Here is an 18,196-nt window from a genome sequence, read left to right on the forward strand (position 1 = left end):
TATGCCATGCAGAGGCTTGGGCGCTTTCCCGGAATGCTCAGGGCAGTACAGCACCAAAATCGGGCGATGCGGGGAAATGGTTCGAGGAAGTTGCGCCTAAATGTGGCGAAGATCAAAAGATCGCAGCCTGCGGCAGCTCCTACAGGGAAACGCATGACCCGATGTAGGAGCTGCCGAAGGCTGCGATCTTTTGACCTTGAAAAAAAACGCCAACCCGAAGGTTGGCGTTCTGTTGAAACAAAAAGCGACTCAGCGCGGAACGACGGGCTTGCGTGCCGGTTTCGGCCCCTTGCCCTTGGCCGCTTCCTTGCGCTCCTTGGCCGCCTGCTGGTTGCGGGCAAACGCCGCAGCCTTGGCTTGTTCACGCTTGTCCCAAGGGTTGCCACCGTCACTGGCACGCGGCGGCAGGCCGGTGTGCTGGGTGAGAATCTTGGTGGTCTTCTCTTTCGCGACCTTGTGACTGCCAGCCGGCGTCGAGTTCTTGCGACGGGCGCTCTGGTAGCTGTCGGTGGCCGGCTGATGCAGCGGGATCAACTGGTTCTTGCCCGGCCCGATCAGGTCGGCGCGGCCCATGCGGGTCAGCGCTTCGCGCAGCATCGGCCAGCCTTTCGGGTCGTGATAACGCAAGAACGCCTTGTGCAGACGACGCTGCTCCTCGCTCTTGACGATAGTCACACCGTCGCTCTTGTAGGTGACCTTGCGCAGCGGGTTCTTGCCCGAGTGGTACATCGCGGTCGCAGTGGCCATCGGCGACGGATAGAACGCCTGCACCTGGTCGGCACGGAAACCGTTGCCCTTGAGCCACAGCGCCAGGTTCATCATGTCTTCATCGGTGGTGCCCGGGTGCGCAGCGATGAAGTACGGGATCAGGTACTGCTCTTTACCGGCTTCCTTGGTGTACTTCTCGAACATGCGCTTGAAGCGGTCGTAAGTACCGATCCCCGGTTTCATCATCTGGTTGAGCGGACCTTCCTCGGTGTGTTCCGGGGCGATCTTCAGGTAACCACCAACGTGGTGGGTCACCAGCTCTTTGACGTACTCCGGCGACTCGACCGCGAGGTCGTAACGCAGGCCGGAGGCAATCAGGATCTTCTTCACACCCGGCAAGGCGCGGGCGCTGCGGTACAGCTGAATCAGCGACGAGTGGTCGGTATTCAGGTTCGGGCAGATGCCGGGGAACACGCAGGACGGCTTGCGGCACGCGGATTCGATTTCCGGGCTCTTGCAGGCGATGCGGTACATGTTCGCGGTCGGGCCGCCAAGGTCGGAGATCACGCCGGTGAAGCCAGGAACCTTGTCGCGGATCTCTTCGATTTCGCGAATGATCGACTCTTCGGAACGGTTCTGGATGATCCGGCCTTCGTGCTCGGTGATCGAGCAGAACGTGCAGCCGCCAAAGCAGCCACGCATGATGTTCACCGAGAAACGGATCATGTCGTAGGCCGGGATCTTTTCCTTGCCGTACGCCGGGTGCGGAACCCGTGCGTAAGGCATGCCGAACACGTAGTCCATTTCTTCAGTTGTCATCGGAATCGGCGGCGGGTTGAACCAGACGTCGATCTCGCCATGCTTCTGCACCAGCGCGCGGGCGTTGCCCGGATTGGTTTCCAGGTGCAGCACGCGGTTGGCGTGGGCGTACAGGACCGGGTCGTTACGCACCTTTTCCATCGACGGCAGGCGGATCACGGTCTTGTCGCGGGTCATCTTCGGGCTGGCCAGAATCTGTACGACCTTGGCTTCCTCGGGATCGTCCACCGGGCCTTTTTCTTGCTCGATGGCGCAGGCCTGGGTGTCCTGGGTGTTGACGTACGGGTTGATGATCTTGTCGATCTTGCCCGGACGGTCGATGCGCGTGGAGTCGACTTCGTACCAGCCTTGCGGCGTATCACGGCGGATGAATGCGGTGCCGCGCACGTCGGTGATGTCTTCGATCTTGTGCCCGTAGGACAGGCGCTGGGCCACTTCGACAATGGCCCGCTCGGCGTTGCCGTACAGCAGAATGTCAGCGCTGGCGTCGATCAGGATCGAGTTGCGCACGCGATCCTGCCAATAGTCGTAGTGGGCGATGCGACGCAGGGACGCCTCGATGCCGCCGAGAACGATCGGCACATGCTTGTACGCCTCTTTGCAACGCTGGCTATAGACCAGGCTCGCGCGGTCCGGACGTTTGCCCGCCATGCCACCCGGCGTGTAGGCGTCGTCGGAACGGATTTTCTTGTCCGCGGTGTAACGGTTGATCATCGAGTCCATGTTGCCGGCCGCGACGCCGAAGAACAGGTTCGGCTCGCCGAGCTTCATGAAGTCGTCTTTGGACTGCCAGTTCGGCTGAGCGATGATCCCGACGCGGAAGCCCTGGGACTCCAGCAGCCGGCCGATAATCGCCATGCCGAACGACGGGTGATCGACGTAGGCATCACCGGTGACGATGATGATGTCGCAGGAATCCCAGCCGAGCTGATCCATCTCCTCCCTGCTCATCGGCAGGAATGGCGCTGGCCCGAAACATTCGGCCCAGTACTTTGGATAGTCAAATAACGGCTTGGCTGCTTGCATGTCGATAACCGGTGTTGGCTTTCATTGAATTTCGCGGGCGCGGAATATAGCACAAATTTTGACCAATTCCGACGGCTATGGTCGGAAATTGTGCTTTACCTGTGGCAAGGGAGCTTGCTCCCGCCGGGTTGCGAAGCAGCCCCCAGAATTCGACTGCTGCACAGCCGATCGGGAGCACGCGCCCTCGCCACAAGTGCTCGACGTTACTCGTCGTCGTCGAAGTTGTAACTGCCCGGCGCGAGGTTTTCGAAGCGGGTGTACTTACCGATAAACGCCAGGCGAATAAAGCCGATCGGGCCGTTCCGCTGCTTGCCGATGATGATTTCGGCGATGCCCTTGTGTTCGGTTTCCGGGTGATACACCTCGTCCCGGTACACGAACATGATGACGTCGGCGTCCTGCTCGATCGCTCCGGATTCCCGCAAGTCGGAGTTCACCGGACGCTTGTTGGGACGTTGTTCCAGGGAACGGTTGAGCTGCGACAGCGCCACCACCGGGCAGTTGAATTCCTTGGCCAGGGCTTTCAGGGATCGGGAGATCTCGGAAATCTCGTTGGTCCGGTTGTCGCCACTGGAGCCGGGAATCTGCATCAGTTGCAGGTAGTCGATCATGATCAGACCGATATCGCCATGTTCGCGAACCAGGCGCCGGGTCCGCGCGCGCATTTCCGACGGGCTGATGCCGGCGGTATCGTCGATGAACAGCTTGCGATCGTTGAGCAGGTTGACCGCCGAGGTCAGGCGCGGCCAGTCGTCGTCTTCCAGCTGGCCGGAACGCACCTTGGTCTGATCGATACGACCCAGGGACGAAAGCATACGCATGATCAGCGATTCGCCTGGCATCTCGAGGGAGTACACCAGCACCGCCTTGTCGCTGCGCAGTACGGCGTTCTCCACCAGGTTCATGGCGAAGGTGGTCTTACCCATCGACGGACGGCCGGCGACGATGATCAGGTCGGCCGGTTGCAGGCCGCTGGTCTTCTCGTCAAGGTCGGTATAACCGGTGGACAGGCCGGTGATCGAGTCGGCGGTGTTGAACAGGGTGTCGATGCGATCGATGGCCTTGGTCAACAGTTCGTTGACGCCCACCGGCCCGCCGGTCTTGGGGCGCGCCTCGGCGATCTGGAAGATCTGCCGTTCGGCTTCGTCGAGGATCTCTTCGGCGGTACGACCTTCAGGGTTGAAGGCGGCGTCGGCAATTTCGGTGCTGATACCGATCAGCTGGCGCAACGTCGCCCGCTGGCGAACGATCTGCGCATAGGCCTTGATGTTGGCGACGGACGGCGTGTTTTTCGCCAGCTCGCCAAGGTAACCGAGGCCGCCGACCTGGGACGTCTGACCTTCCTTGTCCAGTTGCTCGGCAAGGGTCACGACGTCGATCGGCATGTTCTGATCGGCCAGTTTGGCGATCGCACGGAAGATCAGGCGGTGGTCATGCCGGTAGAAATCGCCGTCGGAGACTTGATCGAGCACGCGTTCCCAGGCGTTGTTGTCCAGCATCAGACCACCGAGTACAGCCTGTTCGGCCTCGATGGAATGCGGCGGCACTTTCAGCGCGGCGGTTTGCAGATCGTATTGCTCGGGAGCGGTGATTTCGTTCATGGCCACTTGGAGTCAGGGTTGAAAACGGGAGTACCAGAAAGACAAAGGGCACGACCTGTAAACAGGATCGTGCCCGATGTTACCGGCTAGCACCCGAGGGTGCCAGCCGACAAGTATTGCTTAAGCCGCTACCACGACAACGCGTACGGTGGCTTCAACTTCGGCGTGCAGGTGCACAGCCACGTCGAATTCACCCACGTTGCGGATGGTGCCGTTCGGCAGACGAACTTCGCTTTTCGCAACTTCAACGCCGGAGGCGGTCAGTGCGTCAGCGATGTCGTGAGTACCGATCGAACCGAACAGCTTGCCTTCGTCGCCAGCGGTGGCAGTGATGGTCACTTCCAGCTCGGCCAGTTGGGCAGCACGGCTTTCAGCCGATGCTTTACGGTCTGCGGCGGCTTTTTCCAGCTCAGCGCGACGCTCTTCGAACGCAGCCAGGTTGGCAGCGGTCGCAGCGGTAGCTTTGCCGAAAGGCAGCAGGTAGTTACGGCCGTAACCGGCCTTAACGTTTACTTTGTCGCCCAGGTTGCCCAGGTTGGCGATTTTTTCCAGAAGGATCAGTTGCATGTGGAAATCCTCTTAACTTTTAACCTTCACCGTTCGCGTTATCGGTGCCTTTCGACACGTGACGACCGCGAAAATCAATCAGGCTGTCGACAATGGCCAGAACCACGAGCAACGGATAGAGCAGCTGCATGAACAACAGCAGCGTGACGTACAACCCCACCAGCCAGAAACCGGCCAGTCGCTTCTGCCCGACCAGCCCGTGAATCAGGGCCAGTCCAGCGAACACCAGCGGTACACTGCACAACGGCGTCAACATGGCCATCTGTGCACCGAGATTCGGGCCCAGAAGCATCAACGCCAGCAGCAACATCGCCGGCCCCAGCGGGATCCGGATGGCGCGAAACTCGCGACCAAAACCACCCGGGTTGTACAACAACGCCTGCCAATGACGCCCGATAATCAGGCTCAGCACGCTGACGATCTGCAACAAGGCCGCAATCAGTCCGGTCAGGACCGGTGCAATCAGGGACGCGAAACGCGCTTGCTCATCGACCGACAATTGCTTGTAGGTTTCACCAAGAAGCGCCGGCATGACCTTTATCAAGGCCTGCGCGAGCATCTCGATCTGGGCCGCAAACGCTGCCCCGAGCACCACAGAAAACACCACTCCAATCACTACGCTGACCAGCAGCGTGCGGACCCAGGATTCGCTTGCGCGCAACACCAACGCAAGCCCCGAAGACCCCAGCAGCACCAGAAGTGCCCGCGGATCATCGGCATACAGCCACCAGATCAATGCCGGCAGCAGCCCCAGGGACAGGACGCCAATGGCGTCCGACAGTCCGCGCCGCAGAAGCACCAGGCTCCCGGCGGCAGCACCCAACCAATACAACAACGGCAATGTTGCACACCCGGCCACTACGAGAGTGGCCTGCATACGGCCGCGCATGATGAACTCAGCTAAGGCACGCATGCATTCAATCCTTTGCTACTTGTCGACTGCCCGGTCTCAGCGGCCGTGGCTGTCGGTGTAGGCCAGCAGGGCCAGGAAGCGGGCGCGCTTGATAGCGGTGGCCAGCTGACGCTGATAACGAGCTTTGGTACCGGTGATGCGGCTTGGAACGATTTTGCCGGTCTCGGATACGTAGGCTTTCAGAGTGTTGAGATCTTTGTAATCGATCTCTTTCACGTCTTCAGCGGTGAAGCGGCAGAATTTACGACGACGGAAGAAACGTGCCATTTGATAGGCTCCTTAAAAGGTCCGTGGATTACTCGTCAGCGTTATCGCTGTTGTCGCTGTCATCACCCTCAACGCCATCAGCGTCGGAGTGCTCAGGACGGTCGCGACGCTCACGGCGCTCACTGCGGTTTTCTTCAGCCTTGAGCATCTCGGACTGGCCGGTAACGGCTTCGTCGCGACGGATGACCAGGTTACGGATCACAGCATCGTTGTAGCGGAAGTTGTCTTCCAGCTCGGCCAGGGCCTTGCCAGTGCACTCAACGTTCAGCATCACGTAGTGAGCCTTGTGAACATTGTTGATTGCGTAGGCCAGTTGACGACGGCCCCAGTCTTCCAGACGGTGGATTTTGCCGCCGTCTTCTTCGATCAGCTTGGTGTAACGCTCAACCATGCCGCCGACTTGCTCGCTCTGGTCAGGGTGGACCAGAAAGATGATTTCGTAATGACGCATGAATGCTCCTTACGGGTTGTAGCCTGCCGCTCAAAAACGGTCAGACAAGGAGTGAATGACACTTATGGACTTGCTGGCGCGGGGCACATGCGTGCCTGCCGTCACAGCAAGGGGCGCAATTGTAGAGAAGGGACTGCAGAGGTGCAAGGCAATTGGTGATTATTTGAACAATCACCGATCTTCGACCTGACACAAAACACTGTGGGAGCGAGCCTGAACTGGCCTAATGATTTTGGACACCTCAATCGGGCGCTATGATGGCGCCCAAATCTGAGGTGTTTGGATATGCGTAAATCTTATTCAAGTGAGTTCAAACTCAAGGCTGCCAGCATGGTGCTGGACGAGGGGCAGTCGGTTCCCGAGGTCTGTGCCAGTTTGGACATGGGCCCTACGGCCTTGCGCCGCTGGGTCGATCAGGTTCGTAAGGAGCGCTTGGGCTCGACTCCGGTGGGAGCCAAGGCGATTACTGCAGATCAGAGAGAGATTCAGGAACTTAAAGCCTTACTCAGGCAAAGAGACCGGGATATCGAAATCCTAAAAAAAGCCAGTGCTCTCCTGCTTTTGGACGCCAAAGATCACTCTCGTTGATCTGTGAGCTGGGCGAGCAGTATGGCGTTAACGATTGCTGTCGTGTGTTCGGAATAAACCGCAGTAGCTTTTACGCATGGCGTCAGCGCCAAGGCAAAGTGAGCCCTAGGCGAGAGAAGCTCAAGGCCATGCTGGTCAAGCATCACAAGGCGTCGAGAGAGTCCGCGGGCGCTCGTACCTTGGCTAAACAGCTGCAAGCAGGCGGGCATGATGTCGGGCGGTTCATGGCTCGCAGCTTGATGCGAGAAGCAGGCATTGTCAGCCGTCAACGCCGGCGCCATAAGTACAAGTCACCTGGCGTGGAAGCGTTGGTGGCACCGCATGTGCTCAAACGCAAGTTTGATGTTACGGCGGTCAATCAGGTGTGGTGTGGGGACGTGACGTACATCAAAGTCGGCAAGCGCTGGCTGTATTTCGCGGCGGTTCTGGACTTGTTCGCTCGCCGGATTGTGGGCTGGTCATTTTCGATGATCTCCGATGCCACGCTGACCTGCGAAGCCCTGCGGATGGCGATTGAACTACGCGGTCGCCCAAAAGACGTACTGTTTCACTCCGACCAAGGTTGCCAGTACACCAGCCATAAATTCAGAAATGAACTGCTGGAACATGGACTCCGGCAGAGCATGAGCCGTAAAGGCGAATGCTGGGACAACGCTGCGATGGAGCGTTTCTTTGGAAGTTTGAAATCAGAGTGGGTGCCAGAAGCAGGCTACGAATCGGAGCATGAGGCCCGAGCGGATGTGCAGCGCTATGTATCGCGCTACAACATCACCAGGCCACATAGCTACAACGACTATCGGTCACCAGTCGCCAGGGAGAAGTTGGCGGCGTGAAACCTTAATCAGTGTCCAAGATTACTTGACCAGTTCAGCCTGCTCGCGAATGCGATCTATCAGGCAACATTATTGTCGTCTGACACACCCCTTTCGCGAGCAGGCTCGCTCCCACATTTGAACCGATTTCAGCTCAAGACTACTTCTTCGCGGCAACTTTGGCCTTGGCGCCGCGTTGACGCTGCGCTTCGAACAGGCACACACCGGTGGCCACGGACACGTTAAGGCTGCTGACGCTGCCGGCCATCGGCAGGTTCACCAGATAGTCGCAGTGCTCGCGAGTCAGGCGACGCATGCCTTTGCCTTCGGCGCCCATGATCAGGATGGTCGGGCCGGTCAGGTCCTGGTCATAAATGCTGACCTCGGCCTCACCCGCCGTGCCGACGACCCACAGACCGCGCTGCTGGAGCTTTTCCAGAGTGCGCGCCAGGTTGGTCACCGCCACCAGCGGAATCACTTCCGCCGCGCCGCAGGCCACTTTACGCACCACGGGCGTCAGGGTTGCCGACTTGTCCTTGGGCACGATCACCGCCAGCGCGCCGGCAGCATCCGCCGAACGCAGGCAGGCGCCGAGGTTGTGCGGGTCGGTCACGCCGTCGAGCACCAGCAACAGCGGTGCGCCTTCGGTACGGTCGAGCAGCTCGTCGAGCATCGCCTCGCCCCAGACCTGGCTCGGACTGACCTCCGCCACCACACCCTGGTGCACGCCTTCAACCCAGGCGTCCATTTCGCGGCGCTCGGCCTGACCGATCTGCACACGATTTTCGTTGGCCAGTTCGATCAGGGTCTGCACGCGCGGATCATTGCGGCTTTCGGCCAGCCAGATCTGCTTGACGCGTTTCGGGTGGTGACGCAGCAACGCTTCTACCGCGTGAACGCCGTAGATTTTTTCCAACTGACTCATGACTTCGCCTTCGGTTTACGCGACCCGCCACTTTTGGCTGGAGCCGAACCCGCTTTCGGCGGGCCTTTACGGTGTTTGCTCGGTTTGGCTGGTTTGCCGCCGACGGCCTTGTCAGGCGCCGACCGCCCGGTCTTTCCCCCAGACGCCGCTTTACCACCGCTTTTGGCTTCGGCCAGCAAGGCCTTCTTCAATTCACGGCTTTTGCGCAGCTCGGCGTTTTTCGCCACGGCATCGCTCGGGCGATAGGCCTCGACGGCTTTCTCTTTGGCTGGACGACGGCTGGCGGTTTTCGCCGGAGCCTTGTCTTCCACAGCCTTGGTCGCAGCCGGAGCGGTGCTTTCGCTGCCGCGCTTCTTACGACCAATCGGCGCGCTGATGGTTTTTTCGGCCATCTCGAAGTCGATCTTGCGCTCGTCGAGGTCGACGCGCATCACGCGCACTTCAACGGTATCGCCAAGACGGAAGCTGCGACCGGTGCGCTCGCCCGCCAGGCGGTGATGCACAGGGTCGAAGTGGTAGTAATCGCCCGGCAGCGCGGTGACGTGCACCAAGCCTTCGACATAGATGTCGGTCAGCTCGACGAACAGACCAAAACCGGTCACCGCCGTGATCACGCCCGGGAACGATTCGCCGACGCGATCCTTCATGAACTCGCACTTGAGCCAGTTCACCACGTCGCGGGTGGCCTCGTCGGCACGGCGCTCGCTCATCGAGCACTGCTCGCCGAGTTGCTCCAGCGCCGCCTCGTCGTACGGATAGATGCGCGCCTTCGGAATGGTCATCGCCCCGGCACGGCGAACGTGCGGCGTGTCCTGCTTCGAATGGATCACGCTGCGGATCGCGCGGTGCGTGAGCAGGTCCGGATAGCGACGGATCGGCGAGGTGAAGTGGGTATAGGCCTCGTAGTTCAGACCGAAGTGACCTTCGTTCTGGGCGCTGTACACCGCCTGGCTCAGGGAGCGCAGCATCACGGTCTGGATCAGATGGAAGTCCGGACGGTCCTTGATGCTCGCCAACAGGGCCTGATAGTCCTTCGGCGACGGTCCTTCCTTGCCTTTGTGCAGGGACAGGCCAAGCTCACCGAGGAAGGCGCGCAGCTTTTCCAGACGCTCCGGCGGCGGGCCGTCGTGGACACGGTACAGCGCAGGGATTTCGTGCTTCTTGAGGAATTCGGCAGTGGCCACGTTGGCCGCCAGCATGCATTCCTCGATCAGCTTGTGCGCATCGTTGCGGGTGGTCGGACGGATTTCGGCGATCTTGCGCTCGGAACCGAAGATGATCCGGGTTTCCTGCGTTTCGAAATCGATCGCGCCGCGCACGTGACGGGCAGCCAGCAACACTTTGTACAGCGCATAGAGCTGCTTGAGGTGCGGCACCACGTCGGTGTATTCGCCACGAAGCTTGCGTGCTTCGGTGGCTTTCGGGGTTTCCAGCATCGCGCTGACCTTGTTGTAGGTCAGACGGGCGTGGGAATGGATCACCGCTTCGTAGAAGCAGTAGTCGGTCATTTCGCCGGACTTGGAGATGGTCATCTCGCAAACCATGGCCAGACGGTCGACATGCGGGTTCAGCGAGCACAGGCCGTTGGACAGCTGCTCAGGCAGCATCGGCACCACGCGCTCGGGGAAGTACACCGAGTTGCCGCGCACCTGGGCTTCGTTGTCCAGCGCCGAACCGATCTTCACGTAGCTGGAAACGTCGGCAATTGCCACGTACAACTTCCAGCCGCCGGAGAACAGACGCAGTTTGCCCGGCTTGGCTTCGCAGTAGACCGCGTCGTCGAAGTCGCGTGCATCTTCGCCGTCGATGGTGACGAACGGCAGATGGCGCAGATCGACACGCTTCTCTTTGTCTTTTTCTTCGACTTCAGGCTTGAGCTTGGCGGCTTCTTTCAGCACTGCTTCAGGCCAGACGTGCGGAATGTCGTAGGTACGCAGCGCGACATCGATTTCCATGCCCGGCGCCATGTAGTTGCCGACCACTTCGATCACATCGCCTTGCGGCTGGAAGCGCGGCGTCGGCCAGTGGGTGATTTTCACCTCGACGAACTGACCGATTTGCGCGTTGGCGTTGCGACCTGGCGTCACCAGCACTTCTTGCTGAATCTTCGGATTGTCGGCAACGACGAAACCGATGCCGCCCTCTTCGAAGTAGCGACCAACGATACTCTCGTGGGCACGGGACACCACTTCGACGATCACGCCTTCCCGGCGACCGCGACGGTCGAGACCGGAAACCCGAGCCAGGGCACGGTCACCGTCGAACACCAGACGCATTTGCGCCGGGCTCATGAACAAATCGTCGCTGCCATCGTCCGGCACCAGGAAGCCGAAGCCGTCACGGTGACCGCTGATGCGACCGAGGATCAGGTCGAGCTTGTCTACCGGTGCATAGGTGCCACGGCGGGTGTAGATCAGTTGAGCGTCGCGCTCCATGGCGCGCAGGCGGCGGCGCAGGGCTTCGATCTGGTCTTCTGTGGTCAGACCAAACTCTTCGACCAGTTGCTCGCGGGCAGCAGGCGAACCCCGATCAGCAAGGTGCTGAAGGATCAGTTCGCGGCTGGGAATAGGGTTTTCATATTTTTCCGCTTCACGAGCGGCCTCGGGATCGAGGGACTGCCAATCGGCCATTAGAGAGTTTTCACCTTGTCTATATGCGGGTTAGTTTGGCATAGGCGTCATCAAACGGGAAATTTCCGACTCTATAAGGCCCTTCTGAAGCCTCGTATCGACGCCTGAAAGCCCTTTTGAACACCGCCGGTAAAAAAAATCATTTTTTTTGCTGCCGGGGGTTTACAGTTAAAAAGGCGCTCCGTATAGTGCGCGCCATCGACGACGTACACACGTTGACGAGATGCCCAGGTGGTGAAATTGGTAGACACGCCAGCTTCAGGTGCTGGTGACCTTACGGTCGTGGAAGTTCGAGTCTTCTCCTGGGCACCAATTTCGAGCTTGAGACTAGAACAGTTTCAAGACTCACACAAAAACCCGCGAAAGCGGGTTTTTTGCATTCCGGGGAACGGTTTTGTCAAACCCGATTAATTAAAATTAAATCAGGGGTTTACAGATCAAAAAGCGCTCCGTATAGTGCGCCACATCAACAGCGGCAACGCTCGCGATGAATGCCCAGATGGTGAAATTGGTAGACACGCCAGCTTCAGGTGCTGGTGACCTTACGGTCGTGGAAGTTCGAGTCTTCTTCTGGGCACCAATTCAAACTCAAGGTTACGACGTTGAGTTTCCCAAAAACCCGCGAAAGCGGGTTTTTGCGTTTCTGGCGTTTGAAAACTTGCGCCCCACCCCTGTAGGAGCTGCCGAAGGCTGCGATCTTTGCTTTTAAAAAAAGATCAAAAGATCGCAGCCTTCGGCAGCTCCTACATTTCTGCGAATGCGCCGTACCAGAGCTGGCGGCAGCCCGCAAGGCGCACTTGAGAAACAATATCGTTTATCATTGTTGCAAGTTTTTGCAATGCGACAGTGAGGAACCCTGCGAATGATGTTTCGAAATACCCTGCGCCGCGGCTTGACCTTCACCCTGCTCGGCCTGGCACTCGCCACTCCCCTCACCCAGGCAGCCGATGCGGTTTCCCTGACGCTCTACAACGGTCAACACAAGGAAGTCGGCGATGCGATCGCCAAGGCTTTCGAGGCCAAGACCGGCATTCACGTCAACGTACGCAAGGGCAGCAGCAACCAGCTCGCCAGCCAGGTTATCGAAGAAGGCGAGCGCTCCCCCGCCGACGTGATCTACACCGAAGAATCCCCACCACTGAACAATCTCGGCGAGCAAGGCCTGCTGGCCAAGACCGATGACGCCACGCTGGCCGTGCTACCGAAACAATACGTTGCCGGCAACGGCACCTGGATCGGTGTCACCGCGCGGGTTCGCGTGGTTGCCTACAACCCGAAACTGGTCGATGAGAAAGACCTGCCGAAGTCGGTGATGGAATTCTCCGATCCAAAGTGGCAAGGCAAAGTCGGATTCGTCCCGACCAGCGGCGCATTCCAGGAACAAGCCGTGGCGATCATCAAGATGCACGGTCGCGACGCCGCCGAAGAATGGCTGACCGGCCTGCGCGCTTTCGGCAAGACCTACAGCAACAACATGGTCGCCCTCAAAGCCGTGGAAAACGGCGAAGTCGCCACGGTGCTAGTGAACAACTACTACTGGTTCGCCCTGCAGCGTGAGAAAGGCAAACTCGACTCGAAACTGCATTACTTCACCGGCGGCGATGTCGGCGGACTGATCACCGTGTCCAGTGCTGCCGTACTGAAATCCAGCAAACACCCAAAAGAAGCTCAGCAATTCCTTGCCTACATGGCCAGCGAAGAAGGTCAGCGCGTGATCACCCAGACCACCGCCGAATACCCGCTGCACAAGGGCATGGAATCGGATCGCGGCCTCAAGCCATTCAGCGAACTGCAAGCGCCGAATGTCACCCCGGCCGATTTGGGCAACGCCGAGGAAGCCCTGGAGCTGGAACGTGAAGTTGGCCTGAACTGATGGCCGCATCGTTATCCGCCCCCGCCGCGCGCGGGGGTTACGTGCCACGACGCAAGCGGCCATCGATCTGGCTGGTGCTGCCGGTTTTATTACTGGTGGTGCTGAGCCTGTTGCCGCTGGCCTATGTCGGTCTGAAAGCCTGGCAGGCCGGTTGGGCCGAGGCGCTGCACTTGCTGTGGCGCCCCTATGTGTTTGGCCTGCTGCGCAACACGCTGGCGTTGATGGTTGGCGTGACGCTGACTTGCGGCGTGATCGGCCTGTCACTGGCGTGGCTGCTGGAGCGCAGCAATCTGCCGGGACGACGCCTGTGGGGCGTGATTCTGTGCCTGCCGTTCGCGGTGCCGGCGTTCGTCAGCAGCTTTACCTGGGTATCGTTGAGCGCACAGTTCGAAGGCCTCGGCGGGGCGATTCTGGTGATGAGCCTGTCGAAGTATCCGTTGATCTTTCTGCCGGTCGCGGCAACCCTGCGCAACCTTGATCCGTCCCTTGAAGAATCGGCTCGCACCTTGGGACAGAACCGCTGGGGCGTGTTTTTCCGCGTCACCCTGCCGCTGCTCTGGCCATCGCTGCTGGCCGGTTCGCTGCTGATTGCCCTGCACATGCTGGTCGAGTTCGGCGCGCTGTCGATCATCGGCCTGCAAACCTTCACCACCGCGATCTATCAGCAATTCGAACTGGAATTCAGCAACGCCAACGCGGCGATGCTTTCGGCGGTGCTGCTCGCGCTTTGTCTGATGCTGCTGTGGCTGGAGTTGCGTGTCCGCGGCAAGGGCCGCCATGTGCGCACAGGCCAGGGCGCGGCACGTCAGGCCGAGCAAGTGCGATTGGGGCCGTGGGCTATTGTCGGTCAGTTGTATTGCCTGTTACTGGCGATTGTCGGCAGCGGAATTCCGCTGGGCATGCTCGCGTACTGGCTGGCGGTTGGCTCATCGGCAGCCTTCCCGGTCGCAGCGATCACAGAGGCGCTGCTGTCTTCGCTGGCCTTGTCGCTCGGTGGCGCGGCGCTGTGCCTGCTGCTGGCGGTGCCGGTCGGGCTGCTGGTGGTGCGTTACAAGGGGCGACTGGCGATCTGGGCCGAGCGCTTGCCGTATCTGCTCCACGCCTTGCCGGGCCTGGTGATTGCGTTGACGCTGGTGTATTTCGCCCTGCATTACGTGCCGGCGCTGTACCAGACGTCGGCGCTGCTGCTGATCGCCTATGCGCTGCTGTTTCTGCCGCTGGCGCAGGCGCCGATTCGCACGGCACTGAACAAGGCCGCGCCGCAGTTGGAAGAAGCGGCACGCACGTTGGGGGCCTCATCGTTCACCGCGTTTTGCCGGGTGACCCTGCCGATCATTTTCCCGGCACTGGGCGCGGCGTTTGCGCTGGTGTTTCTGGATGCGATGAAGGAACTGACGGCGACGCTGCTGCTGAGCCCTACCGGGCTTAACACGTTGGCAACCGAGGTCTGGGCGCATACCGCGAATGTCGAATTTGCGGCGGCGGCGCCTTATGCGGCGCTGTTGATTGTGGTGTCGGGGTTGCCGGTGTATCTGCTGACGACGCGAATGTACCTGAGCCGCTAAAAGATCGCAGCCTGCGACAGCTCCTACATGGGGATTTGCATTTCCCTGTAGGAGCTGCCGCAGGCTGCGATCTTTTGATTTAAGCCCTGAACTGTCCGAGGCTGGCCTTCAACTGCGCCGCCAACCCATCCAGCACCTTGCCACTGGCCGTGGTTTCCACCACCGCTTGCGCCGCTTTCTCGGCCTGAGCATGGATCGTCTCGACCCGCCCGCGCACTGCCTGCGCGCCCTGCGCCTGATGCGCCGCTGCCTGCGTCGCCAGTCCGATCGCCGCATGCACCTGCTCGACCGAGGCCTGCACTGACTGCTGCAACCGTGCGCTATCGCGCAACACCAGCAACCCTTCGCTGGCCTGCCGCCCGGCCTGACCAATCGCCTCGACCGCCTCACGCGCACCTTGCTGCAACGCGACGATGTGCGCCTGGATATCGCCCGTCGAGCTTTGCGTCTTGCTCGCCAGGGCGCGCACTTCATCGGCGACCACCGCAAAACCGCGCCCGGTCTCACCGGCCCGCGCCGCTTCGATCGCCGCGTTCAAGGCCAACAGGTTGGTCTGCTCGGCGATGCCGTGAATCACCGTCAACACCACTTCAATCTGTTCGCTCTGCTGCGCCAGTCGTTCGATGACTTTCGCCCCGGTATCGACCTGCCCGGCCAGCGCCTCGATCAAACTGCCGACCTTCGCCGAGGTGCGAGTGTTTTCATCGGTGGCCTGGCGAATATCCACCACCTGCTTCAACGCCGCCTGCATGGCGTGGCTTTCCGATTGTGCCTCGTCGGCCATCTGCGACAGCGCGCGCAGGCTCTCCGCCACTTCATCACGCTGCATCCCGGCCGCTGCGTCAGCACCGGCATTGCGCAGGGTCATCGCACCGATTTCCACGCCGGTACGCTGGGCCACATCGCCCGCCTCACGCACGATCGGCTGTAACTTATCCACAAAGCGATTGACTGCCGAGGCCATGTCGCCGATTTCGTCCTTGCTGTTGATCTGCACACGCTTGGTCAGGTCGCCCTCGCCTGCCGCCAGATCGTCCATCGCCGCATTGAGCATCTTCAAGCGATTGACCACCCGGTGCCCGAGCACCACCGCCAGCAACAACAGCACGCCACAACCGACGAGCGCCAGGCCCATGCCGATCCGCCAGCGCAAGGTCGCGGCGGCATCCTGCACAGTGCTGCTGGTATTGGCTTTCATTTCGGCAGCGGTGGATTGCGCGGACTGCAGGCGTGCCTGCATGGCTGTCGCGCTGTCCGCTGCTGCGCCCTTGAGGCTGTCGCCCACCAATTGATCGCTGCTGGCGATCAGCGCCGAGAAGCGCTGGTCGAGCGCCGCCAGATCGGTTTCCACCGACGCGGTCGAGACGCCCATCAGCACCTTGCCGATTTCCACGCCGTTAGGGTTGATCGACGCTTCGAGGTAGTAGACCGACGGATCGTTCTTCGCCGCGTCCAGTACCTTGTCCAGCGCACGCTCGCCCTGACCTTTTTCCAGCAGGGCTTTGTTGATCGGGTTTTCGCGATTGAGATAACGCGTCAGGTGTTGTCCGGTGGCGTCGTCGTAAACCACGAACAACACGTTGGGGTTACGCTGGGCGCGGCGGGCGAATTCCGACAGGGTTGGCACGTCGCTGTCCCACATGGCACGAGGCGCCACTGAGGCGAGCAACTGGGCCATGTCATTGGCCGAGTCCTTGAGATCCTTTTCCAGGGTCGTACGCAATTGCGCCTGCTCTTCCTTCAGACGAGAAGACAGGCCGGCGGTCAGACGCTGCCGGGTACTTGAGGAAAGGTTATCGAGGCTTGAGGTGACTTCGCGCCCGGCCTGCTCCAGCTCGCCGGAGAGCTTTTGGCTGTCAGCGCCCAGACGAGTGCCGAGATCAGCCTCCAGCGCCGTGACCGTGCTTCGTGTCAGGGCGACTGCCACCAGCACTTGCACCAAAAGGGCGATACCAAGGGTAACGAACACGGGCCGCAACAAACGGCTTTGTAACAGTGAGAGAACGGCCGACACTGTGAATCCCTCTACGTCTGACGCCATTAATTTGATGGCACTCTTGTAGGAAGATTTACAGCAAAGGTCATGCCGTCCAACAGGCATAAACGACAAAGGCCCCGATTAAGGGGCCTTTGTTTTTTACATCAACGACTTATCAAGCGAACGGATGACGCAGAACGATGGTTTCGTTGCGATCCGGGCCCGTCGAAATAATGTCGATCGGCGCGCCGATCAACTCTTCAACGCGTTTGATGTAGGCACGAGCGTTAGCTGGCAGCTCTTCCAGGGTTTTGGCACCCACGGTCGATTCGGTCCAGCCCGGCACTTCTTCGTACACAGGCTGCAGGCCCACGTAGCTGTCAGCGTCGGTCGGCGCCACGGCATTGCCTTGCGCGTCCTTGTAGCCGGTGCAGATGTTGATGGTTTCCAGACCATCGAGGACGTCCAGCTTGGTCAGGCAGATGCCCGAGATGCTGTTCACATCGATGGCGCGACGCAGGATAACGGCGTCGAACCAGCCGCAACGACGGGCACGGCCGGTGGTCGCGCCGAACTCGTGACCTTGCTTGGCCAGGTGCGCGCCCACGTCGTCGAACAGCTCAGTCGGGAATGGACCCGAACCGACGCGAGTGGTGTAAGCCTTGGTAATGCCCAGGATGTAGTCGAGGAACATCGGGCCAACGCCCGAACCGGTCGCCACGCCACCGGCGGTGGTGTTGGAACTGGTCACGTACGGGTAGGTACCGTGGTCGATGTCTAGCAGCGAACCCTGAGCACCTTCGAACATGATGTCTTTGCCGGCGCGACGCAGGTCGTGCAGCTCGGCAGTCACGTCGAGCATCAGCGGCTTGAGCAGCTCGGCGTATTCCTTGCACTCGGCCAGGGTCTTTTCGAACTCGATGGCCGGCTCTTTGTAGTAACCCACCAGCATGAAGTTGTGGTAATCCACCAGTTCACGCAGCTTGTCTTCGAAACGCGGCATGTTCAGCAGGTCGCCGACGCGCAGGCCACGGCGTGCAACCTTGTCTTCGTAAGCCGGGCCGATGCCGCGACCGGTGGTACCGATCTTCAGCTCGCCACGGGCTTTTTCACGGGCCTGGTCCAGCGCCACGTGGAAGGACAGGATCAGCGGGCAGGACGGGCTGATACGCAGGCGCTCGCGCACCGGCACGCCTTTCTCTTCCAGCTTGGTGATCTCACGCAGCAGGGCGTCAGGTGCAACCACCACGCCGTTGCCGATCAGGCACTGCACGCCTTCGCGCAGCACGCCCGACGGGATCAGGTGCAAGACGGTTTTTTCGCCGTCGATCACCAGGGTGTGGCCAGCGTTGTGGCCACCTTGGTAGCGCACTACGGCGGCAGCATGTTCGGTCAGCAGATCAACGATCTTGCCTTTGCCCTCATCACCCCATTGGGTGCCCAGGACTACGACATTCTTACCCATAACACTTG

At 60.2% G+C, this 18,196-nt stretch carries 14 protein-coding genes and 2 tRNA genes; 6 read left to right on the forward strand and 10 right to left on the reverse strand.

Annotation, left to right across the window (positions count from 1 at the left end):
• Positions 1-249: 249 nt before the first annotated feature.
• The 6 genes from KVQ82_RS27630 to rpsF all read right to left on the reverse strand — a co-directional run bounded on the left by KVQ82_RS27630 (position 250) and on the right by rpsF (position 6,352).
• Positions 250-2,553 carry a YgiQ family radical SAM protein gene (locus KVQ82_RS27630; RefSeq protein ID WP_041065663.1) on the reverse strand — a complete coding sequence of 768 codons (2,304 nt, stop codon included), beginning with the start codon at positions 2,551-2,553 and terminating at the stop codon, positions 250-252.
• A gap of 203 nt (positions 2,554-2,756) precedes the next feature.
• The gene (gene dnaB, locus KVQ82_RS27635) at positions 2,757-4,154 is read right to left on the reverse strand and encodes a replicative DNA helicase (RefSeq protein WP_041065665.1); all 1,398 of its coding nucleotides are present in this window, start codon (positions 4,152-4,154) and stop codon (positions 2,757-2,759) included.
• A 120-nt stretch (positions 4,155-4,274) separates the two neighbouring features.
• Positions 4,275-4,721, reverse strand: a complete 447-nt coding sequence (gene rplI / locus KVQ82_RS27640; protein ID WP_003186385.1) for a 50S ribosomal protein L9 — start codon at positions 4,719-4,721, stop codon at positions 4,275-4,277.
• A gap of 19 nt (positions 4,722-4,740) precedes the next feature.
• Positions 4,741-5,634, reverse strand: coding sequence for a hypothetical protein (locus KVQ82_RS27645; protein WP_041065670.1), 894 nt, complete (start codon positions 5,632-5,634; stop codon positions 4,741-4,743).
• Between the two features lie 36 nt (positions 5,635-5,670).
• Positions 5,671-5,901 (reverse strand): 30S ribosomal protein S18, encoded by a 231-nt coding sequence (gene rpsR, locus KVQ82_RS27650; RefSeq protein ID WP_002551829.1) that lies wholly within the window; start codon positions 5,899-5,901, stop codon positions 5,671-5,673.
• A 28-nt stretch (positions 5,902-5,929) separates the two neighbouring features.
• Positions 5,930-6,352, reverse strand: coding sequence for a 30S ribosomal protein S6 (gene rpsF / locus KVQ82_RS27655; protein WP_003221133.1), 423 nt, complete (start codon positions 6,350-6,352; stop codon positions 5,930-5,932).
• 285 nt (positions 6,353-6,637) lie between these two features.
• Here rpsF and KVQ82_RS31750 point away from each other — a divergent pair, with 285 nt between their 5' ends.
• Both KVQ82_RS31750 and KVQ82_RS27660 read left to right on the forward strand, forming a co-directional pair.
• On the forward strand, positions 6,638-6,940 hold the full coding sequence (locus KVQ82_RS31750) for a transposase (protein ID WP_232967021.1): 303 nt from the start codon (positions 6,638-6,640) through the stop codon (positions 6,938-6,940).
• A complete protein-coding gene (locus KVQ82_RS27660) occupies positions 6,937-7,773 on the forward strand; it encodes an IS3 family transposase (protein ID WP_260687688.1) in 837 nt (278 codons plus the stop codon). The genes KVQ82_RS31750 and KVQ82_RS27660 overlap by 4 nt, the downstream gene beginning before the upstream one ends.
• A gap of 139 nt (positions 7,774-7,912) precedes the next feature.
• Here the strand turns inward: KVQ82_RS27660 and rlmB are convergent, their stop codons facing one another.
• Together rlmB and rnr are read right to left on the reverse strand one after the other, a co-directional pair.
• The gene (rlmB, locus tag KVQ82_RS27665) at positions 7,913-8,677 is read right to left on the reverse strand and encodes a 23S rRNA (guanosine(2251)-2'-O)-methyltransferase RlmB (protein ID WP_047290988.1); all 765 of its coding nucleotides are present in this window, start codon (positions 8,675-8,677) and stop codon (positions 7,913-7,915) included.
• Entirely contained in the window at positions 8,674-11,307 is a 2,634-nt protein-coding gene (gene rnr / locus KVQ82_RS27670) for a ribonuclease R (protein ID WP_041065679.1), read from the reverse strand. Before rnr ends, rlmB begins: the two co-directional genes overlap by 4 nt.
• A gap of 225 nt (positions 11,308-11,532) precedes the next feature.
• Between rnr and KVQ82_RS27675 the strand changes: the two genes are divergently transcribed.
• From KVQ82_RS27675 to KVQ82_RS27690, 4 genes are all read left to right on the forward strand, one after another.
• A tRNA-Leu gene (locus KVQ82_RS27675) sits at positions 11,533-11,619 on the forward strand.
• Between the two features lie 181 nt (positions 11,620-11,800).
• A tRNA-Leu gene (locus tag KVQ82_RS27680) sits at positions 11,801-11,887 on the forward strand.
• 282 nt (positions 11,888-12,169) lie between these two features.
• The gene (locus KVQ82_RS27685) at positions 12,170-13,180 is read left to right on the forward strand and encodes an extracellular solute-binding protein (RefSeq protein WP_222016987.1); all 1,011 of its coding nucleotides are present in this window, start codon (positions 12,170-12,172) and stop codon (positions 13,178-13,180) included.
• The gene (locus KVQ82_RS27690; RefSeq protein WP_222016989.1) at positions 13,180-14,745 is read left to right on the forward strand and encodes an iron ABC transporter permease; all 1,566 of its coding nucleotides are present in this window, start codon (positions 13,180-13,182) and stop codon (positions 14,743-14,745) included. Before KVQ82_RS27685 ends, KVQ82_RS27690 begins: the two co-directional genes overlap by 1 nt.
• A gap of 79 nt (positions 14,746-14,824) precedes the next feature.
• On the opposite strand, the gene KVQ82_RS27695 is transcribed toward KVQ82_RS27690, so the two are convergent.
• Positions 14,825-16,759, reverse strand: coding sequence for a methyl-accepting chemotaxis protein (locus KVQ82_RS27695; RefSeq protein ID WP_222016991.1), 1,935 nt, complete (start codon positions 16,757-16,759; stop codon positions 14,825-14,827).
• A 139-nt stretch (positions 16,760-16,898) separates the two neighbouring features.
• A complete protein-coding gene (locus KVQ82_RS27700; RefSeq protein ID WP_003221122.1) occupies positions 16,899-18,188 on the reverse strand; it encodes an adenylosuccinate synthase in 1,290 nt (429 codons plus the stop codon).
• Between the last annotated feature and the right edge of the window lie 8 nt (positions 18,189-18,196).

The sequence above is a fragment of the Pseudomonas sp. AO-1 genome (assembly GCF_019775695.1).
In the GTDB taxonomy this organism is placed as follows: Bacteria; Pseudomonadota; Gammaproteobacteria; order Pseudomonadales; family Pseudomonadaceae; genus Aquipseudomonas; species Aquipseudomonas parakoreensis.

Bases quoted from the DNA above. Each gene is read 5' to 3' on its own strand.
- KVQ82_RS27630 (WP_041065663.1), bottom strand. From the start codon at position 2,553: ATGCAAGCAGCCAAGCCGTTATTTGACTATCCAAAGTACTGGGCCGAA.
- dnaB (WP_041065665.1), bottom strand. From the start codon at position 4,154: ATGAACGAAATCACCGCTCCCGAGCAATACGATCTGCAAACCGCCGCG.
- rplI (WP_003186385.1), bottom strand. From the start codon at position 4,721: ATGCAACTGATCCTTCTGGAAAAAATCGCCAACCTGGGCAACCTGGGC.
- KVQ82_RS27645 (WP_041065670.1), bottom strand. From the start codon at position 5,634: ATGCGTGCCTTAGCTGAGTTCATCATGCGCGGCCGTATGCAGGCCACT.
- rpsR (WP_002551829.1), bottom strand. From the start codon at position 5,901: ATGGCACGTTTCTTCCGTCGTCGTAAATTCTGCCGCTTCACCGCTGAA.
- rpsF (WP_003221133.1), bottom strand. From the start codon at position 6,352: ATGCGTCATTACGAAATCATCTTTCTGGTCCACCCTGACCAGAGCGAG.
- KVQ82_RS31750 (WP_232967021.1), top strand. From the start codon at position 6,638: ATGCGTAAATCTTATTCAAGTGAGTTCAAACTCAAGGCTGCCAGCATG.
- rlmB (WP_047290988.1), bottom strand. From the start codon at position 8,677: ATGAGTCAGTTGGAAAAAATCTACGGCGTTCACGCGGTAGAAGCGTTG.
- rnr (WP_041065679.1), bottom strand. From the start codon at position 11,307: ATGGCCGATTGGCAGTCCCTCGATCCCGAGGCCGCTCGTGAAGCGGAA.
- KVQ82_RS27685 (WP_222016987.1), top strand. From the start codon at position 12,170: ATGATGTTTCGAAATACCCTGCGCCGCGGCTTGACCTTCACCCTGCTC.
- KVQ82_RS27690 (WP_222016989.1), top strand. From the start codon at position 13,180: ATGGCCGCATCGTTATCCGCCCCCGCCGCGCGCGGGGGTTACGTGCCA.
- KVQ82_RS27700 (WP_003221122.1), bottom strand. From the start codon at position 18,188: ATGGGTAAGAATGTCGTAGTCCTGGGCACCCAATGGGGTGATGAGGGC.